Source organism: [Actinomadura] parvosata subsp. kistnae, from assembly GCF_900323885.1.
GTDB lineage: Bacteria > Actinomycetota > Actinomycetes > Streptosporangiales > Streptosporangiaceae > Nonomuraea > Nonomuraea composti.
Genome location: NZ_OOHJ01000027.1, coordinates 39,534 through 65,859, shown reverse-complemented (window position 1 = coordinate 65,859; position 26,326 = coordinate 39,534). Strand labels below are relative to the sequence as shown.

General features: G+C 72.0%; 27 protein-coding genes. 7 read left to right on the top strand and 20 right to left on the bottom strand.

Features of this window, described 5'->3' with window-relative positions; all coding sequences use genetic code 11:
* Positions 1-1,508: 1,508 nt before the first annotated feature.
* The 4 genes from KIS93_RS54915 to KIS93_RS54900 all read right to left on the bottom strand — a co-directional run bounded on the left by KIS93_RS54915 (position 1,509) and on the right by KIS93_RS54900 (position 4,657).
* Positions 1,509-2,213, bottom strand: a complete 705-nt coding sequence (locus tag KIS93_RS54915; RefSeq protein WP_080041006.1) for a VIT1/CCC1 transporter family protein — start codon at positions 2,211-2,213, stop codon at positions 1,509-1,511.
* Between the two features lie 19 nt (positions 2,214-2,232).
* A complete protein-coding gene (lgt, locus tag KIS93_RS54910; protein WP_335673944.1) occupies positions 2,233-3,306 on the bottom strand; it encodes a prolipoprotein diacylglyceryl transferase in 1,074 nt (357 codons plus the stop codon).
* A 110-nt stretch (positions 3,307-3,416) separates the two neighbouring features.
* Entirely contained in the window at positions 3,417-4,181 is a 765-nt protein-coding gene (locus tag KIS93_RS54905; protein WP_080041008.1) for a DsbA family protein, read from the bottom strand.
* On the bottom strand, positions 4,181-4,657 hold the full coding sequence (locus KIS93_RS54900) for a MauE/DoxX family redox-associated membrane protein (RefSeq protein ID WP_080041009.1): 477 nt from the start codon (positions 4,655-4,657) through the stop codon (positions 4,181-4,183). The genes KIS93_RS54905 and KIS93_RS54900 overlap by 1 nt, the downstream gene beginning before the upstream one ends.
* Positions 4,658-4,852: 195 nt before the next feature.
* Here KIS93_RS54900 and KIS93_RS54895 point away from each other — a divergent pair, with 195 nt between their 5' ends.
* Positions 4,853-5,458: a TetR/AcrR family transcriptional regulator gene (locus tag KIS93_RS54895; RefSeq protein WP_080041010.1), complete on the top strand. Its 606-nt coding sequence runs from the start codon at positions 4,853-4,855 to the stop codon at positions 5,456-5,458.
* Positions 5,455-6,102 (top strand): VC0807 family protein, encoded by a 648-nt coding sequence (locus tag KIS93_RS54890; RefSeq protein ID WP_080041011.1) that lies wholly within the window; start codon positions 5,455-5,457, stop codon positions 6,100-6,102. The genes KIS93_RS54895 and KIS93_RS54890 overlap by 4 nt, the downstream gene beginning before the upstream one ends.
* Here KIS93_RS54890 and KIS93_RS54885 read toward each other — a convergent pair.
* The 10 genes from KIS93_RS54885 to KIS93_RS54840 all read right to left on the bottom strand — a co-directional run bounded on the left by KIS93_RS54885 (position 6,089) and on the right by KIS93_RS54840 (position 16,443).
* The gene (locus KIS93_RS54885) at positions 6,089-9,946 is read right to left on the bottom strand and encodes an endo-alpha-N-acetylgalactosaminidase family protein (protein WP_222108028.1); all 3,858 of its coding nucleotides are present in this window, start codon (positions 9,944-9,946) and stop codon (positions 6,089-6,091) included. The genes KIS93_RS54890 and KIS93_RS54885 overlap by 14 nt on opposite strands.
* A gap of 84 nt (positions 9,947-10,030) precedes the next feature.
* Complete coding sequence (gene trpA, locus KIS93_RS54880) at positions 10,031-10,825, bottom strand: tryptophan synthase subunit alpha (protein ID WP_080041012.1); 795 nt, start codon at positions 10,823-10,825, stop codon at positions 10,031-10,033.
* 107 nt (positions 10,826-10,932) lie between these two features.
* Positions 10,933-12,135 carry a tryptophan synthase subunit beta gene (trpB, locus tag KIS93_RS54875; protein WP_222108034.1) on the bottom strand — a complete coding sequence of 401 codons (1,203 nt, stop codon included), beginning with the start codon at positions 12,133-12,135 and terminating at the stop codon, positions 10,933-10,935.
* Positions 12,136-12,173: 38 nt separating this feature from the next.
* Positions 12,174-13,013: an indole-3-glycerol phosphate synthase TrpC gene (gene trpC, locus KIS93_RS54870; protein ID WP_080041013.1), complete on the bottom strand. Its 840-nt coding sequence runs from the start codon at positions 13,011-13,013 to the stop codon at positions 12,174-12,176.
* 131 nt (positions 13,014-13,144) lie between these two features.
* Positions 13,145-13,576: a DUF2752 domain-containing protein gene (locus tag KIS93_RS54865; protein WP_080041014.1), complete on the bottom strand. Its 432-nt coding sequence runs from the start codon at positions 13,574-13,576 to the stop codon at positions 13,145-13,147.
* Between the two features lie 34 nt (positions 13,577-13,610).
* A complete protein-coding gene (locus KIS93_RS54860) occupies positions 13,611-14,192 on the bottom strand; it encodes a CD225/dispanin family protein (protein ID WP_222108027.1) in 582 nt (193 codons plus the stop codon).
* A 162-nt stretch (positions 14,193-14,354) separates the two neighbouring features.
* Positions 14,355-14,990: a DUF4190 domain-containing protein gene (locus KIS93_RS54855; RefSeq protein ID WP_080041016.1), complete on the bottom strand. Its 636-nt coding sequence runs from the start codon at positions 14,988-14,990 to the stop codon at positions 14,355-14,357.
* A 108-nt stretch (positions 14,991-15,098) separates the two neighbouring features.
* Complete coding sequence (locus KIS93_RS54850) at positions 15,099-15,686, bottom strand: Trp biosynthesis-associated membrane protein (protein ID WP_186405020.1); 588 nt, start codon at positions 15,684-15,686, stop codon at positions 15,099-15,101.
* Positions 15,687-15,691: 5 nt separating this feature from the next.
* A complete protein-coding gene (gene hisI / locus KIS93_RS54845) occupies positions 15,692-16,039 on the bottom strand; it encodes a phosphoribosyl-AMP cyclohydrolase (RefSeq protein WP_080041017.1) in 348 nt (115 codons plus the stop codon).
* A 62-nt stretch (positions 16,040-16,101) separates the two neighbouring features.
* A complete protein-coding gene (locus KIS93_RS54840) occupies positions 16,102-16,443 on the bottom strand; it encodes an STAS domain-containing protein (protein ID WP_186405019.1) in 342 nt (113 codons plus the stop codon).
* 145 nt (positions 16,444-16,588) lie between these two features.
* Between KIS93_RS54840 and KIS93_RS54835 the strand changes: the two genes are divergently transcribed.
* Together KIS93_RS54835 and KIS93_RS54830 are read left to right on the top strand one after the other, a co-directional pair.
* On the top strand, positions 16,589-17,425 hold the full coding sequence (locus KIS93_RS54835) for an MEDS domain-containing protein (RefSeq protein ID WP_186405018.1): 837 nt from the start codon (positions 16,589-16,591) through the stop codon (positions 17,423-17,425).
* A gap of 9 nt (positions 17,426-17,434) precedes the next feature.
* Positions 17,435-17,806, top strand: coding sequence for an ATP-binding protein (locus KIS93_RS54830; protein WP_186405030.1), 372 nt, complete (start codon positions 17,435-17,437; stop codon positions 17,804-17,806).
* 27 nt (positions 17,807-17,833) lie between these two features.
* Here KIS93_RS54830 and KIS93_RS54825 read toward each other — a convergent pair whose 3' ends face one another.
* The gene (locus KIS93_RS54825) at positions 17,834-19,627 is read right to left on the bottom strand and encodes an ABC transporter ATP-binding protein (protein WP_080041021.1); all 1,794 of its coding nucleotides are present in this window, start codon (positions 19,625-19,627) and stop codon (positions 17,834-17,836) included.
* Positions 19,624-21,444 carry an ABC transporter ATP-binding protein gene (locus tag KIS93_RS54820; RefSeq protein ID WP_168019302.1) on the bottom strand — a complete coding sequence of 607 codons (1,821 nt, stop codon included), beginning with the start codon at positions 21,442-21,444 and terminating at the stop codon, positions 19,624-19,626. The genes KIS93_RS54825 and KIS93_RS54820 overlap by 4 nt, the downstream gene beginning before the upstream one ends.
* A gap of 116 nt (positions 21,445-21,560) precedes the next feature.
* Between KIS93_RS54820 and KIS93_RS54815 the strand changes: the two genes are divergently transcribed.
* The 3 genes from KIS93_RS54815 to KIS93_RS54805 all read left to right on the top strand — a co-directional run bounded on the left by KIS93_RS54815 (position 21,561) and on the right by KIS93_RS54805 (position 23,966).
* Positions 21,561-22,190: a TIGR03085 family metal-binding protein gene (locus KIS93_RS54815; protein WP_080041023.1), complete on the top strand. Its 630-nt coding sequence runs from the start codon at positions 21,561-21,563 to the stop codon at positions 22,188-22,190.
* 191 nt (positions 22,191-22,381) lie between these two features.
* Complete coding sequence (locus KIS93_RS54810) at positions 22,382-22,543, top strand: hypothetical protein (protein WP_168019289.1); 162 nt, start codon at positions 22,382-22,384, stop codon at positions 22,541-22,543.
* Between the two features lie 61 nt (positions 22,544-22,604).
* Positions 22,605-23,966 carry a glutamine synthetase family protein gene (locus tag KIS93_RS54805; protein ID WP_080041024.1) on the top strand — a complete coding sequence of 454 codons (1,362 nt, stop codon included), beginning with the start codon at positions 22,605-22,607 and terminating at the stop codon, positions 23,964-23,966.
* Positions 23,967-24,084: 118 nt separating this feature from the next.
* On the opposite strand, the gene hisF is transcribed toward KIS93_RS54805, so the two are convergent.
* From hisF to KIS93_RS54785, 4 genes are read right to left on the bottom strand one after another with little or no spacing between them, the layout of a single operon-like run.
* Positions 24,085-24,846, bottom strand: a complete 762-nt coding sequence (hisF, locus tag KIS93_RS54800) for an imidazole glycerol phosphate synthase subunit HisF (protein WP_080041025.1) — start codon at positions 24,844-24,846, stop codon at positions 24,085-24,087.
* Positions 24,843-25,253: a Rid family hydrolase gene (locus KIS93_RS54795; RefSeq protein ID WP_080041026.1), complete on the bottom strand. Its 411-nt coding sequence runs from the start codon at positions 25,251-25,253 to the stop codon at positions 24,843-24,845. Before KIS93_RS54795 ends, hisF begins: the two co-directional genes overlap by 4 nt.
* A 19-nt stretch (positions 25,254-25,272) precedes the next feature.
* Positions 25,273-25,995, bottom strand: a complete 723-nt coding sequence (gene priA / locus KIS93_RS54790) for a bifunctional 1-(5-phosphoribosyl)-5-((5-phosphoribosylamino)methylideneamino)imidazole-4-carboxamide isomerase/phosphoribosylanthranilate isomerase PriA (RefSeq protein ID WP_080041027.1) — start codon at positions 25,993-25,995, stop codon at positions 25,273-25,275.
* Positions 25,996-26,325, bottom strand: a complete 330-nt coding sequence (locus KIS93_RS54785; RefSeq protein ID WP_080041028.1) for a hypothetical protein — start codon at positions 26,323-26,325, stop codon at positions 25,996-25,998.
* Position 26,326 lies beyond the last annotated feature (1 nt).

Sequence of the window (26,326 nt, the reverse complement as noted above, 5' to 3'; positions counted from 1 at the left end):
AGCCTCGTCGCCCTTTCCGGCCCCCTCACCTCTACCGGATCCGTCACCTCTACCGGATCCGTCGGCTCTGCCGGGCCCGTCGGCTCTGCCGGATCCGTCGCCTCTTTCCGCTTCCTCGCCCCTTGTGCCTCCGTCAGCCCTTCGGGAACCCCTGCCTCTTCCACGCCCATCGGTCGCAAAGCCCTCTGCGGCTGCGTCTTCCTGGGCATTCCGCTTGGGCCGGATGTGCGGGAGGTCTCTGGGCGGCCAGGTGCCGTCGGCCTCTCCCGCCAGCCACTCCTCGCCACCGTCGTCATGAACGGCAGCGCTGCCACCGCCCTCAGCATGACCGGCGCCCCGGCCCCGGCCCCGGCCGCCCGCACGAGAGCGCGAACGCCCGCCACCGTCCGTGTCGGCAGCGGACCGACCACTGCCGTCCGTGCCCGCAGCCGACCAGCCACTGCTGTCCGTGCCCGAACCCGACCAGCCGCCGTCCGTACCCGCGCCCGGCCGGCCACCGCCGTCCGTGCCCGTTGCCTGGCGGTCGTCGCTGACCGGCTCCGCAGCACGCGTGCCACGCGAACGGGCTCTGCGGCCACCGCGACTCCCCGCCGAGCGCCTGCCACCCTCCGGCTCGCCCCCGGCCCGGCCACCACCGTGTGCGCCGCCCGCAGCCGAACCTCCGCCGTGCGCCCCGCCCGCGACCGAACCTCCGCCATGCGCGCCGGCCACAGGCCAGCCACCGTGGTCGGTGCCGCCTACGGACTGGCTGCTCCCGGCCACAGGCCAGCCGCCGTGGTCAGTGCCGCCTGCTGCTTGGCCTCCGCCGTGTGCGCCGGCCACTGGCCAGCCACCGCCGTCAGTGCCGCCGACCGCCTGGGGGCCTACCGTCTGGGGGCCACCTTGCCCGCCCGGAGCCTGGCCACCGCCGTGGTGCCCGGAGGCAGGCCAGCCACTAGCGTCGGTGCCGCTTGCCGCCCGGCCGCCCCCGGCGTGAGCCCCGGGCCAGCCGCCGGCGTCGGTGCCGGTCGAGCGCCAGCCGTGCCCGTCGGTGCCCGCCGACCGGCCATCACCCGCCGACCGGCCACCACCCACCGATCGGCCATCGCCGGCCGGCCATCCGGGCTCCCCGCCTGAAGCCTGCCGGCCTCCCCCGGCGGGCCAGCCGACGCCGTCGGTGCCGCCCGCGTGCCGATGGCCGCGCTCGCCGGTCGACCAGGCATCGGTGCCGGAGGCATGTGAGCTGCCGGACGCATGCGAGCCGCCCGACGCATGCGAGCCCCCGGGTGCGTGCGAGCCGCCGGACGCATGCGAGCCACGAGAGCCGCCGCTGCCCGCCCCGGGAAAGCCTGCGCCGTCAGGCCCTGGCGCAGGGAAGCCGCCATCAGCCCCGGCCCCGAAGAAGCCGCCGCCGTCAGGCCCGGACGGGTGCAGGTCGCCGGGCGGGGTGGAGTGGGTGCCGCGAGCGCGGCCGGGGCGGTCGCCGTTGGACCGCCCGCCGGAGCCCGACGGGCCTCTTCGACGTGCCATCACAGCCCCGCCGCGCCGATGAGGTTGCCGACGCCGAACGTGACGCCCGCCGCCACGGCCCCCACCAGGAGCTGGCGTAGCCCTGAGTACCACCAGGTGCGGGCGGTCACGGCGGAGACCAGCGCCCCGGCCGCGAACAGCGCCACGCACGAGACGGTCGCCGGAACGCCCAGCCCCTGGGCCCCGAACAGGTACGGCAGCAGCGGCAGCACCGCCCCCACCGCGAACGACAGGAACGACGAGACCGCGGCCACCATCGGCGACGGCAGCTCCCCCGGCACGACGCCCAGCTCGTTGCGTGAGTGGACCTCCAGCGCCCGCTCCGGATGGGCGGAGATCTGGCGGGCCACCTCGGCGGCCAGGTCGGGAGCCACGCCCTTGTCGACGAAGGTCTGGGCCAGCTCCGCCTGCTCGTCGTCGGGGTGGCGGGCCAGCTCGCGGCGTTCGACGGCGATCTCGGCCTGGGCCAGCTCGCGCTGGCTGGCCACCGACACGTATTCGCCGCCCGCCATGGACAGCGCCCCGGCGGCGAGGCCGGCGACGCCGCCGAGCGCGATCACCCTGGTGTTGGTGGTGCCGCCCGCGACACCGGCGATGAGCGCGAAGTTCGACACCAGGCCGTCCATCGCGCCGAACACCGAGGGCCGCAACCAGCCTCCGGTGACGTCGCGATGTTGGTGGTGGATCTCCGCGCGACCGCTCATCGCGAGTTCTTCTCCTTCGTCACGGGCTCGGCGTCAGGCTCGGCGCCGGGCTCCTCGGCCCGCTCACCGTCGTCATCGCGAGCCTCACCGCCGGTGTCGCCGGTGTTATCCCCGGCGGGCGAGGCAGGCGCGGCGGGCGTGTCGTCCGTGGCCCCCGCCTTCGTCTCCGGCCCGGTATCCGCCGCAGTCTCCGCCCCAGTATCCGTCTTCGTGTCCGTGCCTGAGCCCGCCGGATCGGCCCCGGACTCCCCGGGCTCCTCGGCCGCCCCCTTCTCTGGGGTGTCGGAGGGCTCGTCGGGGCCGGGTCGGCCTGGCCGGTGGAGTGGGCGGGGTCGGGGTCGGCGGACGGCGGGACGACGATCTCCTCGCCCGTCTTGTTCCTGGTGGCCCAGAAGTACACCAGTGCGCCCACGAACAGCACGATGGACGTCCACTGGTTGAGGCGCAGCCCGAGGAGCGTCACCGCGTGGTCCACGCCGCCGACCGGGTCGATGCGCAGCCCCTCGATCCAGAAGCGGCCCAGCGTGTAACCGGCGACGTAGAGGGCGAACAGCCGCCCGTGGTGCAGCGCGAGGCGGCGGCCCAGGAAGATGAGCACGAAGCCGAGCGCGACGTCCCACAGCGACTCGTACAGGAACGTGGGGTGGTAGAGGACGCCGGGCTCGCCGCCGTGGTCGACGTCGATCTCCAGGCCCCACGGCAGCGTGGTCGGCGAGCCGTACAGCTCCTGGTTGAACCAGTTGCCCCAGCGGCCGATGGCCTGCGCGAAGGCGATGCCGGGGGCGATCGTGTCGGCGAGCGCCGTCATGGACAGGCCGCGCCGGCGCGCGGCCCACCAGACGCCGACGCCGCCGAGCGCGATCGCGCCCCAGATGCCGAGGCCGCCCTCCCAGATGAACAGGGCCTGGATCGGCTCCTTGATCGCGCGGCTGCCGAAGTAGGTCTGCCAGTCGGTGATGACGTGGTAGAGGCGGCCGCCGATCAGGCCGAAGATGACCGCGGGGACCGCGATGTCGATGATCGTCCCCCGCTGGCCGCCGCGCGCGCGCCAGCGGCGCTCGCTCAGCCAGACGGCGACGATGACGCCGAGCACGATGCATAGCGCATAAGCCCGGATCGGGATGATTCCGAGATACCAGACCCCTTGGGAAGGGCTGGGAATCGAGGCAAGGGGCATGTCAGGTGAGGGTAGCGGAAGCGAGCCTACTTAGCCGCCCCGGTAATCTCATCACGCAGTTGCGACGGGCTGAACAGTACCTGATTGTCTATTTCTGTGCCGTTCAATTTCACTGTCGGCGTGTGATCGAGCTTCTGCTCGTCGCTGATCTTCTTGCTGTACGCGAGGTGCGCCTCGGCGTTCTTGTTGGAGGTCACGCACTGGTCGAAGTCGGGCGAGCTGACCCCGGCGTCCTTGCCCCACTGCTTGAGCTGGTCGACCTTGAACCCCTCCTCGGTCTCGGAGGGCTGGTTCTTGAAGAGCAGGTCGTGGAAGGCGAGCCACTGCTTGCCGTCGGCGACGCAACGGGCGGCGTTGCCGGCGCGGACGGAGTTGGACTTGGTCGGCTCCTGCGAGAAGATCGTGATCGGGTGGTAGACGACCTTGGCCTTGCCCTCGGCGGCGAGGTTCTTGAAGGTCTGGCCGCTGACGCGCTCGAGCTCCTTGCAGGCCGGGCACTGGAAGTCCTCGTAGATGTCGACCACGGGCGCGGTGACGCCGCTCTGGGCCATCACGGCGGTGCCGTCGGGCTGCACGGTGACGGGGGCGAGGGCGCCGGTGGCCTCCTCGGAGCGGGAGATGCTGGCGGCGTACCAGACGCCGAGCCCGACCGCGGCCACCGCGACGGCGCCCGCGGTCACGTACGTCACGGTCTTGCGGCGCTTGTCACGCGCGCGCTGGGCGGCCTGCTGCGCCTTGATCTTGTCGCGCGCCGACTGCGACTTCGTCTTCGTCCGCTCGCCCTTGCTCATCAGTGGTCCCCCTCGTCATCGTCATGAGTATCGCCCCCGAGACCGAGGGCTCCGTCGAGCGCGAAGCGGCCCGGCGGGAAGCGCACGGCCCACGCGCCGAGCAGCACGAGGCCGAAGTCGCGCAGGATGTCGAGCAGGTAGGCCGGCTCCTGCCCGACCCCGAGCTGGCCCCCGCCGCCGAAGCAGCCGCAGTCGATCCGCAGGCCGTTCGCCCAGGCCCAGCCGATGCCGAACACGAACGCGAACATGAGCAGCGCGGCGATCACCGCGGCCACTCTGGTCAGCAGACCGACGACCAGCAGCACGCCGACCACGATCTCCACGATCGGCAGGGCGTAGCCCACCGCGACGGCGATCGATTCGGGCAGCAACTGGTAGGCCTTGACCGCCACGACGGAGTCGGCCGGATTACCGATCTTGAGCGCACCCGCCGCGATCAGCACGCCGCCCAGAACCAGCCGGGCGACGGTCGTCACCCAGGGTATCGCCGATCTCGCCCAAGGTAGCGGTAGTGACGCGGCCACAAGTGTTCTCCTCTGTCTCTGCGCCGGAATGCGCACAGTACCTCGGTTTCCATCGCATCACGTCGCGGATAAGCGTCAGCTAAGCGAGTTTTCCACCGTTGAGCTGGGAGGGTTGCCACATTTACTCACCTGAGTTAAAAATTACTCATGCCAGTAAAACAGGGCGAGTCGGTCACCAGCTCCGCCAGGCGGGCGCAGATCGTCGCCGCGACGATCGAGACCATCGCCGAGCTCGGCTACCACCACACCTCCTTCGCCCGGATCGCCGAGCGCGCCGGGCTCAGCAGCACCCGGCTGATCTCGTACCACTTCGACGGCAAGGACGAGCTGATCGGCCAGACCATCGCCACCATCTACGGCGATCTGAGCAGGTTCATGCACGAGCGCGTCAGCACCCGCACGACCGCCTCCGCCGCGCTGGAGACGTACATCCGCTCGCTGGTGGAGTACCTCGACGGGCACCGCACCGAGATGCGGGCGGCCACGGAGATCTTCCTCAACTTCCGGCCGGAGGGCGGCACGGCGGCGCGGGACGCCGCCACCGACCTGTCGTCGCTGTCCCACGTGGAGCGCCTGCTGGCGTGGGGGCAGGAGAGCGGCGAGTTCGGGCCGTTCAGCACGCGGGTGATGGCGATGACGATCCAGCGCTCGCTGGACGGGCTGCCGTTCCTGCTGGAGGCCGACCCGGAGGCCGACCTGGCCGAGTACGCCGACGAGCTGGCGGCCCTGTTCGCCCGGGCGACCCGCGCATGAGCACCCGGCTGCGAGGGCTGCTGACGCTGGCCGTGGACGTCGGCCTGACCGTGGCGCTCTACTACGTGCTGCGCGCGAGCGGCGTCGAGCCACACCTGGCATTCGTGATCAGCTCGTTCGTCCCCGGCGTGAGCGTGGTCTCCGACCTCGTCCGCCGCCGCAGGCCGGACCGCCTGGGCCTCTACATGACGGTCATGATGCTGGCCAGTGCCGCCGTGTCCGTCCTCGTCCACGACCCGCGGCTGCTGCTGGCCAAGGACGGCTGGTTCACGGGGGTGGCCGGCCTGTGGTTCCTGGTCAGCGCGCGCGGCGAGCGGCCGCTGGCGTTCGTGTTCACCCGGTTCATCCTGGAGGGCCGGATCGGCCCCAACCGCGAGTCGTGGGACGTGCTGTGGGCGCGGCTGCCCGCCTTCCGCCGCATCTGGCGGGTGGCGAGCGTCATCTGGGGCGTCGGCCTGCTCGCGGACGCCGTGGTGCGGATCGTCATCGCCTACGCCCTGCCGATGGACGCGGTGCCGGGCGTCAACACCGCCCAGTACGTCGTCTTCCTCCTGCTCATGCAGGTCGCCATGAACGTCTACCTGGTGCCCAGCGGGGTCTACAACCGCTGGTCCCCGCTGTACGCGGAGCTCAGGAGCAGCTGAACCGGGCCTCCCCCCAGTCGGCGTGGTCGTTGCCGATGCCGTCGCCCCCGTCGCCCACCACCAGGTCCGCGTACCGGGCGCCGGTCAGGTCGGCGCTCAGCTCGTACGCCGCGTCGGCGGCCCGCAGCACGGGGCTGCGCGCCCGCTCCACCCCATCGGCCAGCACGCTGAACTGCACCGATCCGCGCGTGGCCTGCACGTCGTCAACACCGACGAAGGCCGTGAACGCGGTACACCGCCCTCCGAGATAGAAACGCAGTTTGGCGGGCGCGTGCGTGCCGAGCCCCTTTGCGAACGTCCGCCCGCCGATCACGATCGGCCCGCCGTCGCCCGCGCCGGTGTCACCGTTGGACCGGTCGCGCTCCACCGGCCCCCAGCCGTTGTCCGCGCTCACCCACTCCAGGTCGCTCGCGTAGGCGTCGCCGGTGGGCGGCGGCGGCAGCGTGCGCACGGAGGCGGTGGCGGTCAGCGTCCTGGGTGCCCCGCCCACCGTGTACGCGGCGGTGGCGGCCAGCTCGTACGCGCCGTACGCCGCGCCGGCGGGCGCCGTGACCCGCCACGTCGTGGCGAGCCTCCCGCCGGGCTGCACCGTCCCGGTGCCGTCACCCTCGGCCGTCCACCCCTCGGGCACGGTCAGCCGCACCGCCACGTCCTGGAGCGCGACGTCCTCAAGGTTGGTGAACGTGGTCGTGACCTCGCCCGCGACCCCCTGCTCCAGCACCGCCGGGGGCGTCACCTCCAGCGTCCCGCACGCCTGCGCGTCCGGCACGGGCCCGAGGTCGGTGACGGCGAAGTCGTCGAGGACGAAGTCGGCACCGGCCAGCTCGGGCCGCAGCGAGCGCAGCCCCACCCACACGTCGCCGCACCCGGCCACCACCCGCTCGGTGAACCGGGCGGTCGTCCGCTGAGCGGGGATCGGCGTGCGGCGGGTCTCCACGGCGGCGCCGCCCTTGTCGTAGCCGGTGACCCACTGGTAGGTGCCGTCCAGCGCGTTCTGGTAGGCGAAGGAGACCTCGTAGGCGTGCCCGGGCTCGAACGGCACGGTCTGCGGCACCGTACGGTAGATCAGGCCCTGCCGCTCCTCGTGCGCCTTCAGCGACCAGTCGCCGTGCAGCACGTCGTCGACCGCCTTGCCGTTCCAGCCGGCCTGCGTGTACGGCTCGTGCCGCTCGGACAGGTGCGTGCGCGCGTCGAACGACCCGCCCGCGTCCCCCTTCACGAACGGCCCCCACCCGGGCTCCACCGACTCGAACGTCTCCACGTCACCGGCCGGCTCGCGCTCGAACACGCGGACGTCGTCCACCCGCACCTCCCCTTCGGCGGGCGCGGCGGTGATGCGCAGCACGGCGGACGGGGACGATGCCCTGAACGTCACCTTCACCCGCTGGAAGTAGGTGTCGTGCTTCTCGTCGGAGGCGATGTAGTTCTTGGCCGTGGACCGCAGCACGGTCACGGCCGCACCGCCCGCCTCCAGCGTGGTCGCGCGCGTCCTGCCCGGCTCCACCTCGACGAACGCCGACGCCGTGTAGGTCCGTCCCGGCCGGAGCCCGGTCAGCGGCTGCTCAAGCCGCGCCTGCGCGCCCGCGCCCAGCAGGGCGACCCGGCGGCCCAGCGCGTCGCGCTCCACGCTCACGGGCCCGCTGACGCTCCAGCCCCGGAGGCGGTCGTCGTTGAACCCGGGGTCGCGCACGCCGCTCCCCTGCCCCCGCTCGGGATCGGCCTGCCTGGGCGCTTTGCCGGGATAGAGCACGTACGGCACGCCCGCCTTCGCCTTCAGCGTGATCCGCCCGCCCGACGGGGTGACGGTGCCGGCGGGGACGCGGCCCTGGTCGGTGAGCTCGTACACGCTCATCGGCCGGTCGGCCTCCCAGGTGCTCTCGCCGCCCGCCGCGTTGTAGTGGTAGTACTTGCCGTGCCACGGCAGCAGGTACGTGCCGCCGTCGAGCACCTTGCGCCCGCCGGCGAACAGCTCGCGCCTGCCGTCGCGGTACGTGCCGCGCACGCCCCCGGTGAACACGATCTCGTCCGCGTTCCAGTCCATGATCCGCTGCTGCTGGAGGAACTTGGCCGGCAGGTTGTTCTCCCAGACGTTGCGCAGGAAGGCCGTGAAGTCGTTCTCCGCCGTCCAGCCCTCGAACTCGACGATGCGGGCGTTGCCCAGGATGGGGTGGGCGTTCCAGACGTCCTTCTCGTGGTTGCGCACGAACCGGATGATCTGCGAGTTCAGGCCCTTGTTGGTGGCGCCGCCGTAGCCGAGGTCGTTGGCCCAGTGCGACCACAGCGACGAGCGCTCCAGCTTGTCCGACCACTCGGTGGCCACCTGCCAGCCCTGCGCGCGCAGCTCGGCCTGCGTGCGGTCGGCGACCCAGCCGAACGGCCGGAACACGTCCACGTACAGGAGCGCGAGGTTCGGGTCCGTCTCCGCGCGCAGCCGGGCCAGCCGCGCGGCCAGCGTGCCTCTGGTCAGGTCGCCGCGCTGGTCGATCAGGTACGCCTGGTCGAGCCAGTTCCAGCCCTTGGCGTCCTTGTTGACCAGCCGCTCGTCGAAGCTCCTGGCCTCGGGGTAGGCCTCGGTGGCGTTGACGTGCGCGCCGAATGTGGCGTTCCACGCCCTGCCCGCCCTGAGCAGCGTGTTCAGGTCCTTGAGCCCGCCCGCGCGGCGGTTGTAGTTGCCGCCGTAGTCGGGGTGCGCCGAATCGTGCCCCTCCGACTGGTAGCCCTTGAGCAGCGCGAGCTGCCCGAGCCCGTCGGTGGCCAGCGAGACGCGCTTGACATCGTCCAGCGTGCGCAGGAACGGGTGCGTGGCCTGGCTGGAGAAGTTGAACGGGATGTGCGTGACCACCCGGTCCTTGGTCCGCTCCGAGCCGAGCGCCTTGATCGCGATGCCGCGGAACGCGATCGCGCCGTCCTGCCAGTCGAGCGTGCCGTCGCCGTTCGCGTCGGGGGTGACCACGACCTTCGCCCACGGGCGTTCCTCGGTGAACGGGGAGCCGCTCGCGCGGTGCGTCCACTGGCCGCTCCAGACGCCCACCCGGACCGTGCCGTCGGCGTCCTTCCTGGCCTGGTGCCACAGCCGGGCCGCGTCACGGTCGGTGGGGCCCGACGGGCGGTCGTAGGTCGCGTTCGTCTCGACGGCGGCGGCCAGCCGGTCGGTGTGCACGATCGCGTACGTCGCCCCGACCGGCGCCGTGTCCGCCGGCGTGGCCGCGGTGACCTGGGCGAAGACGTCGGCGGTGCGGGTGGAGTCGGGGTCCAGCCGGGTGAACGCGGTGGCCGCGCCCGGCTGCGCGCTCGACACCGACACCAGGTCGTGGCCGGGCAGGTCGATGGTGCCGACCCTGAACGCCTCGGTGTCGATCACCTCGTCGATCGCGAACGTCGTCACCCTGCCCCTGACCCCGACGCTGGCCCGCAGCGCGACCCCGTCGCCGAGGTCGAGGCGGTAGCGGGCGGTCGCGCCGTCGTTGCCGGTCAGCCGCACCTCGGCGGGCCTGGCCTGGCCGTTGATCACGATGGCGGGCACGGCCGTGCCGCCGCCGAGCGTGGCGCCGCTCGCCCGGTCGGTGTAGCGCAGGACGCGCGGGAAGTCAGGGTCCAGCTCGACCCGCAGGGCCGCCGACGCGATCACGATCGGCTCGGCCACCTGGGCGGGGGTGGGCGGCACGTTCTGCGCGGTGGGGCTCGGCGGCGGCGCGCCGGTCACCGGCGGCTCCGGCGACGGCAGCTCGTAGGTGGGCGCGGGTGAAGCCGATGTGGGTGCGGGTGCAGGTGCGGGCGGTGCTGCCAGGGCGGCCATGGCCGGGGCCGCGAGGGTGAGGGCTGCCGCGAGTAACAAGGGACGCATGACCCGTCCTTTCGGGACCGTCTGACTTAGACGGTAAAGCGCGGCCCCCGTTCAGGGAACCGCGCTTTCAGGTCACGACAGGGCTCAGCGCCGCACGCCCCTGGCCATGTCACGGGCCAGCACCCCGATGGACTCGCGCCCGGCCGCCTCGTCGGGCGCGTCGAGGATGCGGCGGATGAACGCCGACCCCACGATCACGCCGTCGGCGTAGGCCGCCACCTCGGCCGCCTGCGCGCCCGTGCCGACCCCGAGGCCCACGCAGACGGGCAGGTCGGTGTGCGCCTTGGTGCGCTGGACCAGGCCCTCGGCGGCGACGTTCACGGTCTCCCTGGCGCCGGTGACGCCCATGAGGGAGGCGGCGTACACGAAGCCGGTGCAGCAGTCGACGACGGCCTTGATGCGCGGCTCGGTCGAGCTGGGCGCGACCAGGAACACCGTGTCGATGCCGGCCGCCGCGGACGCGGCCCGCCACGGCTCGGACTCCTCCGGCGTCAGGTCGGGCGTGATCGTGCCCACGCCGCCGGCGTTGGCCAGGTCACGCGCGAAGCGGTCGGCGCCGTACTTGTCGATCGGGTTCCAGTAGGTCATGACGAGCGTGGCGGCGCCGGTGGCGGCCACCCCCTCGACGGTGCGCAGCACGTCGGCGATGCGCGTGCCGTTGGTCAGCGAACGGTGCACCGCGTCTTGGATGGTCGGGCCGTCCATGAGCGGGTCGGAGTAGGGCAGGCCGATCTCGATGACGTCGCAGCCGGCCTCCACCAGGGCCGCGGCGGCGGCGACGTCGCCGCCCTTGGAGGGGAAGCCCGCGGGCAGGTAGCCGACGAGCGCGGCCCGGTTGTCCGCCTTCGCCTTGGCGAAAACCGTCTGAAGAGTCGTCATGTCTGTCCGTTTCGAAGGTCGAGTCCTCCCATGATGCCCTGCGGCGGGCCCGCCCCTGAATCCCCCGCGCCGGGGAGGACTCGCGCCCGGCGCGGGCGAAGGGAGTCTTACAGGTTGAAGTACTTCATCGCGGTGCCCATGTCCTTGTCGCCGCGGCCGGAGAGGTTGACCAGGATGGTCGCCTCGGGGCCGAGCTCGCGGCCCAGCTCCAGCGCGCCCGCCAGGGCGTGGGAGGACTCGATGGCGGGGATGATGCCTTCGGTCCGGGCCAGCAGCGAGAACGCGGCCATCGCCTGGTCGTCGGTGACGCCGTGGTAGGTGGCGCGGCCGGAGTCCTTCAGCCAGGCGTGCTCGGGGCCGACGCCGGGGTAGTCGAGCCCGGCGGAGATCGAGTGCGACTCGATGGTCTGGCCTTCGTCGTCCTGGAGGACGTAGGTGCGCGAGCCGTGCAGCACGCCGACGGAGCCGGCGGTGAGGGTGAGCGCGTGCTCGCCGCTCTCCAGGCCGTGCCCGGCGGCCTCGTAGCCGTGCAGCTGGACGTCGTGGTCGCCGATGAAGGCGTGGAAGATGCCGATCGCGTTGCTGCCGCCGCCGACGGCGGCGCACACCGCGTCGGGCAGCTTCCCGGTCAGCTCCAGCATCTGGCGGCGCGCCTCGACGCCGATGATGCGCGCGAAGTCGCGCACGATCTCGGGGAACGGGTGCGGGCCTGCCACGGTGCCGAACAGGTAGTGGGTGGTGTCGACGTTGGTCACCCAGTCGCGGAACGCCTCGTTGATGGCGTCCTTCAGCGTGCGGGAGCCGTTGGAGACGGGCACGACGGTGGCGCCGAGCAGCTTCATCCTGGCGACGTTGAGGGCCTGGCGCTCGCAGTCGACGGCGCCCATGTAGATGACGCACTCGAGGCCGAGCAGGGCCGCGGCGGTGGCGGTGGCCACGCCGTGCTGGCCGGCGCCGGTCTCGGCGATCACGCGCTTCTTGCCGAGCCGCTTGGTGAGCAGCACCTGGCCCAGCACGTTGTTGATCTTGTGGGCGCCGGTGTGGGTGAGGTCTTCGCGCTTGAGGATCACGCGGGCGCCGCCGGCCTGCTCGCTGAAGCGCGGCACGTCGGTCAGCGTGGTGGGCCGGCCCGCGTAGGTGCGCAGCAGGTGATCGAACTCGCGCAGGAACTCCGCGTCGTTCTTGGCCTTCTCGTAGGTGGCCGCGACCTCGTCGAGCGCCGGGATGAGCGCCTCGGGGACGTACCGGCCGCCGAAGATGCCGAACTTGCCGTGCACGTCGGGGTCGTCGCCGGCGCCGTTGCCGGCCAGGTCGGCGGCGGTCAGGATGCTGCCTTCGTTTGCCACTGCTATCCCTCTGCTGAGTGGTCGGGGCGCGTCGACGGATGAGCGCCGGCGGTCACCAACGCCTCCACTGCCTTGCGCGGGTCTTTGCCGGTGACCAGACTCTCGCCCACCAGGACGGCGTCGGCGCCGCCCCGGGCATAGGCGAGCAGGTCATGCGGGCCGCGCACGCCCGACTCGGCAATCTTGATGACATTATCGGGGATCTTCGGCGCGATCTTCGCGAAGACGTCGCGGTCGACCTCGAGTGTCTTCAGATTGCGCGCGTTGACCCCGATGACCCGGGCGCCGGCGGCGACCGCCCGCTCCAGCTCCTCTTCGGTGTGCACCTCGACCAGCGGGGTGAGCCCGATCGACTCGGCCCGCTCGATGAGCGACACCAGGGCCTCCTGCTCCAGGCAGACGACCATGAGCAGGGCCAGGTCGGCGCCGTAGGCGCGGGCCTCCCAGAGCTGGTAGGAGGTGAGGATGAAGTCTTTGCGCAGGATCGGGATGTCGACCCTGGCGCGCACCGCGGCCAGGTCGTCGAGGCTGCCGCCGAACTTGCGCCGCTCGGTCAGCACGCTGATGACGTGGGCGCCGCCCGCCTCGTAGTCGGCCGCCAGCGCCGCGGGGTCGGCGATCGCGGCGAGCGCGCCCTTCGACGGGCTGGAGCGCTTGACCTCGGCGATCACCGAGATGCGGTCGCCTCCCAGCGCGGCCATCGCGTCGCGGGGCGCCTGGGCCCGCTCGGCTCGCTGCTTGAGCTCGTCGATGGACACGGCCTGCTGACGTGCGGCGAGGTCGGCGCGCACCCCGTCGAGGATGTCGTCGAGGACACTCGGCCCTTCCGTCCGCTCACTCACGCGCTTGAGGTCCCTCCGGTCGGCGTCTGGGGGTGGCGGAGAGTTCGCGTCGCGTCCGCTCTCTGCCTTGTCCTGCGATGGTATCGGCCCCTACGGGGTCACCTCACCACCGGTCCCCATGTGGGCGCCGCCTATGGGGCTAGGAACGCCCCGAATGGGAGATTACGGACGACCCAGTAGACCATCACGATCGCGAGGAACGCCCAGAGCCACGCCGGATGCGCCAGCGTCGTGCGTCTGGGCCGGCCCTGCAAGGCGCGCACCACCCATCGGCCCCACCAGAACACCAGGAACGGGATCATGGCGACTGCGAGGGGATTGAGGCCGAGGGCGGCCACCGGGTCGAGGTGGGCCAGCGCGTGGATGGTGCGCAGCGTGCCGCAACCCGGGCAGTACAGGCCGGTGAGCCACAGGAACGGGCAGGTCGGGTAGTGGCCCGGCTCGTTGGGATCGACCATCCCGACGACCGTGAACACCGCACCGGTGAGCGCGGCGACACCGAGCGGCGGCAGCAGGGCCTTCAGGCGTCGCTTCCCGGACTGCTCGGTCGCCGCGAATGTCATGTGCTCAGTATTCACCTTCCCCGCCCGGCCCTCATCAGGAGTACGACGCGCTCACGGCGGCGGCGATCAGCAGGAAGTAGACGATCACGCCGATGACGCTCAGCACCGACAGGATGATGCCGGCGATCAGGGTGCGCTTCCACCACGTCTTGGCCTCCTCGGCGGCCTGGTGGGCGCCCGCGAAGTCGCCGACCTGCCACCGCTGGTTGACCTGCGACGACTTCATGATCGCCACGATGCCGAGCGGGAGGCAGCAGAAAATGGCGGTCAGGATGGCCGGGACGAGCTGGTTGTCCGGCGGGTTGCCGCCCGGGCCGCCGCCGTAGCCGCCACCGGGGGGCTGGCCGTAACCGCCGCCGGGCGGCTGGCCGTAGCCGTCACCGTAACCACCGCCGCTGGGCGGCTGCTGGCCGTAGCCGCCACCGCTCGGGGGCTGCTGCCCGTAACCACCGCCGTAGCCGCCGCCGCTGGGCGGCTGCTGGCCGTAGCCGCCACCGCTCGGGGGCTGCTGCCCGTAGCCGCCACCGTAGCCGCCGCCGCTCGGCGGCTGCTGGCCGTACCCGCCGCCCGGCGGCTGGCCGCCGTAACCGCCGTCGCCCTGGTTGCCGTAACTCATGCTCATGACCCCTTATTCGTCACTTTGAGTTCGAGTTGCGCGCGGCAGCCTAGCGACAATGCACCGTCTACGTGGACGAACGTCCATTTTGCGGACAATTCGTAATCGGACCGCAAGCGGCTCGTCACGGTCCGGCTACGGTTTCGGCACGTTACCCGCGGGTCAGAAATCGGACGTGGACGTGGCCGCGGCGCTCAGGCCCAGCATCCACAGGAAGAACCCGCCGAAGAAGAGCCAGCACAGCACCCAGATCACGACCGTGATGTACGAGGTGACCAGGCCGCCCACCGCCATGCCCGAGCCCTCCTCACCCGTCTTCTTGATCCGGTTGAGCGCGATGTGGCCGAGGATCACGCCGGGGATGCTGGTGAGGCCGCAGAAGATCAGCCCGATGATGCCCAGCACGAGCGAGGCCACCGCCATGCCGTTCGTGGAGCGCGGCTGCTGCGGCGGGCCGTAGTAGCCGGGAGGCGGCTGCTGCTGGTAGCCGTAGCCGCCGCTCGGCGGAAGCTGGCCGTAGCCGAGGTTCTGCTGGCTGTTGGGCTGCTCCCCGTAGCCGCCGTAGCCAGGCTGCTGCTCCCCGTAGCCGCCATAACCCGGCTGCTGCTGGCCGTAGCCGCCGTGGCTGGGGGGCTGCTGGCCGTAGCCACCACCGCTCGGTGGCTGCTGGCCGTAGCCGCCGCCGCTCGCGGGCTGCTGCCCGTAGCCGCCGTAACCGGGAGGCTGTTGCCCGTAGCCTCCCCCGCTCGGCGGCTGCTGCCCGTAGCCGCCGTTCGCGCCCTGATCCCCGTAGGTCATGAGCTGGCTCCTCAATGTTCGTGGCGAGTTGCAACGGCAGCTTATTGAGGAAACGTTTGCCAAGCAGACAATGGTTCAGAACAGTGGAGGATTCGACAGAGCCGGGATTCAGCGGGAATCGGTGGGATCGTCGCCCCTGTCGAGCGCGTCCCAGAGCGCTTTGTCGTCCTTGACCTGCGCGGTCTCCTTCGCGGGCGCGCCCGCTTCCCTGCTGTACCGGGCCGACATGCCGGCCCAGCCGCCGCCGCGTACGACGGCCAGGATCCCGCCCGCGACCATCAGCACCGCGCCGGCGGCGGCCACGGCCGGCCACAGGGGCGCGCTCTCCCAGGGGAGGTCGGTGGCGCCGTGCAGCACGTTCTGCTCGCGCAGCCAATCGGTCACGTTGTCGCCGCTGAGCGCCGTCCACGTGGCCGCGGCGGCGCCGGCGCCGCACAGGGCCAGCAGCGCGCCGACGAGCCGGCGCCCCAGGCCCTTGGTGGCGAGCACCGCGACGATGCCGGCCAGCCCGGCCAGCGCCACGGGGGTCAGCGCGGGGCTGAGGTCTCCTCCGGTGGGCGCCGCCCCGCCGTCGTTCCGGAGCACGCGCGCCCACGTCTGCCCGGCGGCGACCAGCACGAGCAGGCAGCCGAGCGCGGTTGCCACCACCCAGGCCCACAGCTCACGGCGGCCGGAGTCAGGTCTCTCGCTGTCCACGACGCTCAGCCGAGCGCGATCTCGAGCGGGTCGGCGTCGAAGCAGGTGCGGTCGCCCGTGTGGCACGCGCCGCCCTCCTGGTCCACCTTCACGAGGATCGTGTCGCCGTCGCAGTCGAGCGCCACGGCCTTGACGTGCTGGACGTGGCCGGAGGTGTCGCCCTTCACCCAGAACTCCTGGCGGCTGCGCGACCAGTAGGTGGCCCGGCCGGTGGTGAGGGTGCGGTGCAGCGCCTCGTCGTTCATCCAGGCCAGCATGAGCACCTCGCCGGTGTCGTACTGCTGGGCGATCGCGGCGACGAGCCCGTCGGGGTTGCGCTTCAGCCTGGCGGCGATCTTGGGGTCGAGCGGCATGCACCCATTCAACCAGCCCCACCCGCCGCCATGCCCTCCGGCACGTCCGCTCTGGCGAGCAGTCAGGCCAGGGCTTGCGACAGCGTGTCGTAGATGGGGAACAGCGGCGCCAGGTTCGTCCGCCGCAGGCGCCGCAGCACCTGCCCGTCGGGCGCCACCAGGGCCATCGTGCCGTTCCTGTCGCGCAGCGAGGCCAGCATCCGCACCAGCACGCCCAGGCCCGTGGTGTCGATGAACGTCAGCGCGCTCAGGTCGACCACCAGCCGGGGCTCCGGCGTGGCCGCCGCCTCGTTGAGGCACTGGCGGACCTGGGAGACGTTGTCCAGGTCCACCTCGCCCGCGAGGCTGACCACCACGAGCTCCCCGTGTCGGCGTCGCGACATCTCCAGCACATCCACGCCCATGCTCTCCATAACCCCTCCCGCGGGCGGCCCCGCCGAAAAGGTACACCGGTCTGCGTCGCGTCACCGTGGGTTTTGCCGAGAATGCGTTACGTGATGGCCGGGATCGAGGTAATTTCGTCCCGACGCGTGCTTGGGGAGGGCCATCGTGGTGCACGTCGCGAGCTCCGTCCTCGATCCCGATCTCGGTGATCATGTGTGCCTGCCGTTCGACGGCGAGCGGGAGCGGAGGACGACCACCGGGCTGTTCACCGTGAACGGCCTGCGCCGCCGTACCAAGGTGGTGATCATCACACATGCCGACAGCCCCGAGCGGACGCGCGGGTGGCTGGCGCCGCTCGTGCCTGGGCTGGCCGATGCCGAGTCCGCCGGGCAGGTCGAGATCCTCGACTGCGCCGGCACCCACTTCACCGGCGGCCGGCTCGACTTGGAGCGCGTGTACGCGAGCCTGTCCGACGCGCACGCCCGGGCGCGCAAGCACGGGCAGCACGGCGTGTACGCGCTGATCGACGCCTCCTGGGGAGCGGGCGCCACCGGGGAGCAGGTGGCGTTCGAGGCGGCGACCAACGAGCTGTTCGGCGAGCGGTGGCTGGCCGCCGTGTGCCAGTACGACCGCGGCCTCTTCGCGCGCGACGCCCTCGACCGGGCCTCCTCCGTGCACCCGATCTCGCCGGAGCAGGCGCTGCTGCGTTTCGCGGGGACGAGCGAGCCCGCCGGGCTGCGGGTGTGGGGCGACATCGACCTCACCAACCGGCCGGCGTTCGCCTCGCTGCTGGCGCGGCTGGAGAAGGAGCCGGGCGAGGTCGTCATCGACGCGTCGGAGCTGGACTTCATCGACGCGGGCTCGGCGCGGCTCCTGACCGTCACGGCGATGGCCAGGCCGCGCGGCGCCACCTCCGTGGTGTGCCGCGACTCCATCGCGCGGGTGCTGCGGCTGATCGGGGCGGACGAGTTCATGACCGTGCGACGGGTGGGCGATGCGTAGGCAGGTGCTCTGCGCGGCCTTCGCCCGGGCCGGATCACGTTCCTGCGCAGGGCGGTCGCCGAGCACGCCAGGTACGAAGGGCTCACCGGGAGGCGGCTGGAGGACTTCGTGCTGGCGGTCAACGAGATCACCACGAACGCGGTCCTGCACGGCGGCGGGCACGGGCGGCTGCGGCTGTGGTCGCACGGCGAGCTGCTGTGGTGCGAGGTCAGCGACGAGGGGCCGGGGCTGCCCGCCGGGTGGATGGGCGACATGCGGCCGCCCGCGGGGTTCGACTTCCGCGGGCGGGGGTTGTGGCTGACCAGCATGGTGTGCGAGCACATCACGATCGTGTCCGGGCCCGCGGGCACGACCGTGACGTTCGCCGCCGTCCGGGAGTGAAGCCCGGCCGGATAGGAGCGGGCCGGGTCAGGAGCGGGCCGCGGAGACCCACGAGGCGTGCAGGTCGGCGTACACGCCGGGCTGCTGGACGAGCTCCGCATGCGGCCCGCGCTGCACCAGCCGGCCCGCGTCGAAGACGAGCACCTCGTCGGCGTTCTCGGCCGTGGACAGGCGGTGCGCGATCGAGACGGCCGTACGGCCCCGGGTGACGCCTTCGAGGGCGCGGGCCAGCCGTACCTCCGTGGCGGGGTCCACCGCCGAGGTGGCCTCGTCCAGCAGGAGCAGGTCGGGGTCGGCGAGGTAGGCGCGGGCGAGGGCGACGAGCTGCCGCTCACCGGCCGACAGGGACTCGCCGCGCTGGCCGACCGGCGTGTCGAGGCCGGCGGGCAGGCCCTCCAGCCAGTCGGCCAGGCCCAGCTCGGTCATGGCCAGCTCGATCTCCTCCCGGGTGGCCGACGGCTTGCCGTAGCGGATGTTGTCGGCGAGGGTGCCGTCGAACAGGAAGCCGTCCTGGGGCACCATGACGATGCGCTCGCGCAGCGAGGAGAAGCGCACGTCGCGCAGGTCGTGGCCGTCCACGGTGACGCGGCCTGAGCCGGGGTCCATGAGCCTGGTCAGGAGCTTGGCGAACGTGGTCTTGCCCGAGCCGGTCTCTCCCACGACGGCGACGCGGGAGCGCGGCGGGATGTCCACGGTGACCTCCCGCAGCACGGGCGCGCCGCCCGGGTAGGAGAAGTGCACGTTCTCGAAGGCGACCTCGATGGGGCCGCGGGGCAGCTCCACACCCTTCTCGCCGGGGTCGGCGACGTCGGGCGGCGTGTCGAGGACGCCGAGGATGCGCCGCCAGCCGGCCACCGCGTTCTGGGCCTCGTTGAGCACCTCGGTGGCGGTCTGCAGCGGCGAGACGAACAGCGTGACGAGGAACAGGAACGCCACCAGCCGCCCCTGCGTGATGTCGCCCGACAGGCCGAGCCGCACGCCGAGCAGCACGATGCCGGCGATGGCGAGGGCGGCCACGATCTCGGTCAGCGGGAAGACGAAGCCGACGATGGTCTGCGCCCTCGTCTGGGCCTTCCTGTTGGCGTTGACGGCCTGGTCGATGCGCTCGGCGGTGCGCCGCTCGGAGGCGTACGCCCTGATGACGGTGGCGCCGACGACGGACTCGCTGACGGCGGCCAGCATGTCGCCGGTGCGCTCGCGCACGACCGTGTACGCGCGCGACAGCAGCCGCTGGAAGCGCGGCAGGGCGATCATCAGCGGAATGAAGCAGGCCCAGACCAGGAGGGTGAGCTGCCACGAGTAGACGAACATCAGGACGGTGGCCACGAGGAGCTGGCCGAGCGCCACGATGATCATCAGCCCGCCCCATTGCATGAAGTTGCTGATCTGGTCGATGTCGTTGGTGACGCGGGAGACCAGGGCGCCGCGCCGCTCGGTGTTCTGGGTGAGCACCGACAGGTCGTGGACGTGGCGGAAGCCGCGCACGCGCAGGGTGGCCAGCGAGGACTCGGTGGCCTTGTAGAGACGGACGTTCATGACGTAGCCGGCCAGGGCGGTCAGGACGACCGCCGCGGCGCAGACCAGGACGGCACGGGTGATGTACGGAATGTCGGGCGTCCCGCTCTTGAGCCCGGTGTCGATCGTCTGCTGGACCGCGATCGGCACGATGATCTTGCCGATGGTGGCCACGATCGCCAGCGCCAGCGTGCCCGCCAGGCCCTTGCGGAACTCGGGCGTCAGCGCCAGGCCCTGCCGGACCGTGGCCAGCGCCGAGCGCTCCGAGTCGCGCCGAATGCTCTGCGCGCTGCTCTGCGCCGTCATGCCTGCACCTCTTCCACAGCCTCTTCCGCGGCTTCCTCGACCGCCTCGTCCACGGCCTCCTCCAGCTCGATGGCCGCGCGTTCCGCCTCCTCGCGCTCGTACGCGGTCACCAGGTTGCGGTAGCCGGCGCAGCGCTCGATCAGCTCCTCGTGCGGCCCGTGGTCGACGACGCGGCCCTTGTCCAGGTAGACGACCTCGTCGGCCAGGGCGATCGTGGCCATGCGGTAGGCGACGACCACGACGGTGGAGGCTTCGGCGGCGTCGCGCAGGCCGTACAGGATCTTGGCCTCGACCTGGGGGTCCACACTGGAGGTGGCGTCGTCGAGCACGAGCAGGCGGGGGCGGCGCACGAGCGCGCGGGCCAGCGCGATGCGCTGGCGCTGGCCGCCCGACAGGGAGGCGCCGCGCTCGCCGACGCGCGTGTCGAGGCCGTCGGGCAGGCGGCCGACGAAGCCGTCCGCCTGGGCCAGGCGCAGGGCGGCCCGCACGTCCTCGTCGGTGGTGTCGGCGCCGAGCGCGACGTTGCCGCGCACGGTGTCGTCGAACAGGAACGTCTGCTGCGGCACCAGCGCCACGGAGGCCGCGACGCCGCCGTAGGGCAGCTCGCGCAGGTCCACGTCGTCGAGCAGCACCCGCCCCGAGTTCGGGTCGACCAGGCGGGCGAGAAGCTGGACGAGCGTGGACTTGCCTGAGCCGGTGGGCCCGACGAGGGCGACGGTGCGGCCGGCGGGCACCTCGAAGGTGACGTCGTGCAGCACCTCGGCCTCGCCGTAGGCGTAGGAGACGCCCTCGACGGCCAGCTTCGCCGGCCCCGTGGAGGTCGTGGGGGTGGAGCCGTACTCCATGGAGCCGGTCGCGTCCAGCACGGCCTGCACCCGCTGCCAGCCGACGACGCTGCGCGGCAGCTCGGCCAGCACCCAGCCCAGCGCCCTGATGGGGAAGGCGAGCAGCGTGAACAGGTAGGCCACCTGCACGAGCCCGCCGGCGTCGATCGCGCCGCCGGACAGGCGGGCGGCGCCCACGGCCAGCACGGCGAGCACGCCGAGCGTGGGCAGTGCCTCCAGCATCGGGTCGAACAGGCCGCGCACCCGGCCGACGGCGATGTTGGCGTCGCGCAGCTCGTGGGCGCGCCGCTGGAACCGCTCGGTCTCCAGGTCCTCGCGGCCGAGGGTCTTGACGACGAGCGCGCCGTCGAAGCTCTCGTGCGCGATCTCGCTGACCTCGGCGCGCAGCTGCTGCGCGCGGGTGGCCAGGGGGCTGAGCCGGCGCTGGTAGACCAGGTTGAGCACGGCGATGGCCGGGAAGATGAGGAAGCCCACGAGGGCGAGCACCAGGTCGGTGAACAGCATGGCGACGGCCGCGGTGACCAGCATGACGATCACGCCCACGGCCATCGGCAGCGGCGCGAGCGGGGCCCAGGCGGCCTCGGCGTCGGCGCTGGCGTTCGACAGGAGCTGGCCGGTCGGGTGCTGGTGGTGCCAGGACAGGGGCAGGCGCAGGTACTGCTTGGTGACGTCGCGGCGGGAGCGGGCCTGCATGCGGTACTGCATGACGCCGGCGAGGATGCGCCGCCCGGCCACGCCGAGCGCCTTGAGCAGCGCGGTGCCGAGGATCAGCAGCGCGCCGGTCCACAGGGCGGCCGTGGTGACCCCGCCCTGGGCGAACGTGGGCAGCACCACGTTCTGCGTCGCCCATCCCAGTGCCCAGGCGGAGGCGACGGTCATGCCGCCGTAGACCGCGCTGGCGAGCACCGCCAGCGTGAACACCGCCTTCTCCGTGCGAATGGCCACTCCAAGGACGCCGAGCCCTTGGCGCATCACGGCCGAGGTGACCTTATTCGCCACTCGGTGGGTTTCCTCTCCAATTGGACGTTTCTACGTATGTCAGTATCACTTCCGATCATGCTGTTATTCCCAGCGGTAAGGTTGAGCACGTGACTCACGCTCGTGGCGAACGTTCCGCGCTCTGCGACCTGCTCGACAGGCTCGGCCCCGACGCGCCGACCCTCTGCACGGGCTGGACCACCTACGACCTGGCCGCCCACCTCGCGCTGCGCGAGCGCCGCCCCGACGCCATGGGCGGCATCGCGATCAAGGCCCTGGCCGGCTACACGGCCTCCGTCCAGAACGGGCTCAAGGCCCGCCACCCCTTCCCCGAGCTGGTCGGCCTCGTCCGCAAGCCCGGCGGCGTCTACGGCCTGCTGCCCGCCCTCGACGAGGCGGTCAACACCCTCGAACTGTTCGTGCACCACGAAGACGTGCGCCGCGCCCAGCCCGCGTGGCAGCCGCGCGAGCTGCCCGCCGACCTGGAGGCGCTCATCTGGAAGCGCGTCTCCACCGGCGCCCGGCTGATGCTGCGCCGCTCGCCCGTGGGCGTCGTGCTGCACCGGCTCGGCGGCGGCGTGGCGCTCGGCGGGCCGCGCGGCGGCTCCCGCGTCGAGGTCACCGGCAGGGCGGCGGAGCTGCTGATGTTCTGCTTCGGACGGCAGGCGCACGCCCAGGTGGAGCTGACCGGCGACCCCGGCGACGTCGCCCGGCTGCGCGAGGCCACTCTCGGCGTCTGACGCCGGTGCGCGGTCGCCTCGCTACCCGCGGAAATCCCGCCACGGAAGGCACCCGCAGGTAATCTCCTGCCCGTACCATGGCATGAGTAGGAAGCCCCCCGGTTAGGATCATGTACATCTTCACAGAAGATGCCTAGGGATCGCCCAGATCCGGGTATATACGGCTGGGAATGGACTGCAGGAGGCCCCCCATGCAGGTCAAGAAGGTGATCACCTACGTGGCTGTCGCGTTCGTGGTCTTCTACCTGTTCACCCGGCCGGCCCAAGCCGCCGCCGCGGTCAACGGTGTGTTCGACGGAATCCTTCAAGGAGCTAATCAGTTGGCCGTGTTCTTCTCAAGTGTTCTGACCTGACCGTAGGTTCTGTCTGCGTCAGGTGCTTCCCCGCGCTGCCGGATCGTGTTACGCAGGCAGGATGAGAGATCGCCCCAGCGGCACCAAACCCCATCAGCTCGACCCCCACGCGCGGCGCATCCTCGAGCGAGCGGAGCTCGAGGGCATCGAGCTGATCCGTTTCCTGTACGTCGACCACGGCGGCGTCATCCGTGGCAAGGCGGCATCCCGGTCGCGGTTGGCCGAGCGGCTCAGCACGGGCATCGGGCACACGGTGGCCATGATGGCGATGAACATGCTCGACCAGCTCCAGGAGGTCGAGCACCTGGGTCCGGTGGGCGAGGTACGCATCGTCCCCGACCCTGCCACGTACGTCCCGTTGCCGCACGCCCCCGGCTCGGCGGCCATGCTGTCGGACCTGTGTCTGCCGGATGGCAGCCCGTGGGGGGCGTGCGCGCGGACGTTCCTGAAGGAGGCCGTCGCCGAGCTCAGGACCGAGGGGTACGCGCTGGTGGCGGCGTTCGAGCCCGAGTTCACGCTCGGGCGCCGGCTGCCCGATCCGATGGGCGGCCCCGACCGCCTGGTGCCGCTCGACGACTCGCTCTGCTACGCCACGACGGGCTTCGACACGGCCCACGACTACACGATCAAGCTGATCCGCGCGCTGGAGACGCAGGGTCTGCGGGTCGAGCACTACCATCCGGAGCTCGGGCCCGGCCAGCAGGAGCTGTCGATCCGGCACGCGCCCGCGCTGCGTGCCGCCGACAACCACGTCATCTACCGCGACACCGTGCGCGGCGTCGCCATGCGGATGCAGATGTGGGCCTCGCTGGCCCCCAAGCCGCTGGCCGAGCAGGCGGGCAACGGCTGCCACCTGCACCTGTCGCTGTGGAACGACACCCAGAACGTCTTCGCCGAGGAGAGCGAGGTCCGCGACGGCTTCATCGGCGGCCTGCTCGCGCACCTGCCCGCCCTCACCGCCCTGACCTGCGGCAGCGTCAACAGCTTCCGCCGCCTGGCGCCCCGCATGTGGTCCGGCGCGTACGCCGTGTACGGCCCCGACAACCGCGAGGCCGCGGTCCGCGTGTGCTCCCCGCTCGGCGAGAGCGGCGAGCCGAACCTGGAGCTGAAGCCCTCCGACTCCTCCGCCAACCCCTACCTGTCGCTCGGGGCCGTCATCCACGCCGGGCTCGACGGCATCCGGCGCAAGCTCGACCCCGGCGAGGCGGTGGACGTCGACCCCGACACGCGGCCGGGCCTCTACCCGCGGCTGCCGCAGTCGCTCGACGAGGCGCTCGACGCGCTGGAGGCCGACGAGGTGCTGATGGAGGCGCTCGGGCCGCTGCGGCGCAGCGCGTACCTGGCCGTCAAGCGGTCGGAGGCGGCGGCGTTCGCCGGCAAGGACGTCTCCTACGAGCTCTTCCACCACCTGCGGGTGTTCTGAACGGCCCTGGCTCCGGCATGCGAAGCCCCGGGCGCGCAGGCCCGGGGCCGGAACCGCAGGTGCCGCGACCCGATCGAGCGTGAGAACCCGTCGGGGCCGCAGGTGTGTCGCGACCCGATCAGCGGACCGGGTGGCCTGCCATCCTCAGTGTGTCCTTGACCTCGGAGATCTTCAGCGTGCCGAAGTGGAAGACGCTGGCCGCCAGCACGGCGTCGGCGCCCGCCGCCACCGCCGGCGGGAAGTGCTCCAGCCGGCCCGCGCCACCGCTGGCGATCACCGGCACCCGCACGGCCGCCCTGACCGCCCGCAGCATCTCCAGGTCGTAGCCGTCGAGCGTGCCGTCGCCGTCCATCGAGTTGAGCAGGATCTCGCCCACCCCGAGCTCCTCGCCCCGGGCGGCCCACTCCACGGCGTCGATGCCGGTGCCGCGCCGCCCGCCGTGCGTGGTCACCTCGAAGCCGCTCGCGGTGCCGGGAGCCCGGCGCGCGTCGACCGACAGCACGACGCACTGCGCGCCGAACCGCCTGGACGCCTCGGTGAGCAGCTCCGGCCGGGCGATGGCGGCGGTGTTGAGCGACACCTTGTCGGCACCGGCCCGCAGCAGCCGGTCGACGTCGTCGACCGAGCGCACTCCCCCGCCGACGGTGAGCGGGATGAACACCTGCTCAGCGGTCCTGCGCACGACGTCGAGCATCGTCTCGCGCTCGCCGGAGGACGCCGTGATGTCGAGGAAGGTCAGCTCGTCGGCGCCCTCCTCGTCGTAGCGCCTGGCCAGCTCGACGGGATCGCCCGCGTCGCGCAGGTTCTCGAAGTTGACGCCCTTGACCACGCGTCCGGCGTCGACGTCGAGACAGGGGATGACTCTTACCGCTACGGTCATGTTCGCAGTGCCTCTATTTCGATCTCGACCAGCATTCTAGGGTCGACCAGCCCCGCGACCCGCACTCCTGTGCAGGCCGGCCGTACCTTGCAGAAGACCTCGTGGATGGCCTGTCCGACGGGGTCGAAGTGGCGCTGCTCCACCACGTAGTAGCGGACCATGACGACGTCCTCCCGCGTCAGGCCGCCCATCAGGACGGCTTCGAGAGCGATGTCGATCGCGGTCAGTGCCTGCTTGTACGGGTCTCCGACGTGCCGCACCTCGCCTGCCACCGTGGCCGTGCAGCCGGACACGATCACCCGCTCGCCCGCCACCACGGCCCGGGCGTAGCCGTACCTCTCCTCCCAGATGCCGCCAGAAAACACCCGGTAACCGGTGCTCTCCATGCCGATGCTGCTGACGCTCATCCCGCCCCCTCCCGGCGAGCTACACGCGTACCGCGGAAAGCGCGTCTTCCAGCGTGAACGCGTGAGCGTAGAGCGCCCTGCCCACAATGGCGCCCTCCACTCCGTCCGGGACGAGAGAAGCCAGTGCCACCAGGTCATCGAGGCTGGAAACGCCGCCGCTGGCGATGACCGGCCGGTCGGTGCGGGCGCAGATCTGCCGGTAGAGGTCGAGGTTGGGGCCCTGGAGCATGCCGTCCTTGGTCACGTCGGTGACGACGTAGCGGGGGCAGCCGTCGGACTCGAGCCGGTCGAGCACCTCCCACAGGTCGCCGGCGTCCTCGGTCCAGCCGCGGGCGGCGAGGGTGGTGCCGCGCACGTCGAGCCCGACCGCGATCCGGTCGCCGTGCTCGGCGATGATCTTCCGGCACCACTCGGGGTTCTCCAGGGCGGCGGTGCCGATGTTGACCCGGCGGCAGCCGGTGGCCAGGGCGGTGGCCAGCGACTCGTCGTCGCGGATGCCGCCGGACAGCTCGACGTTCACATCGAGCTTGCCGATCACCTCGGCGATCAGCTCGCGGTTGCTGCCCCGGCCGAACGCGGCGTCGAGGTCGACCATGTGGATCCACTCGGCGCCCGCCTCCTGCCAGGCCAGCGCGGCGGCCAGGGGCGTGCCGTGCACGGTCTCGGTGCCGGCCTCGCCCTGCGTCAGGCGTACGGCCTGGCCGTTCACGATGTCGACGGCGGGCAGCAGTACGAGCGACATTCAGGTCCTCCGGTCGAAAGCGAGGGTCACGACAACGGGTGCGAGCAGCAGGGAGAAGACGAGCACGCCGAAGCTGAGCGGGAACGAGCCCCAGATCAGCCAGACGATCACTTGCACGAGCAGGAAGCCGAGCGCCACCACCGCGTTCTGGGCGCGGTGGCGGCGGGCCAGCACGCCGCCCTGGCGGTAGAACCGCACCGGGCGCGGCGTCAGGCGGGCCAACACGGCACGGCGGCGGGCCCGGCGGGCCTGCCGCTCCTCGTTGGCCCGGATCGCGCGCGCCCGCTCGGCCTCCCGCTCGGCCCGGCGGCGCGCGCGTTCCTTGCTCATG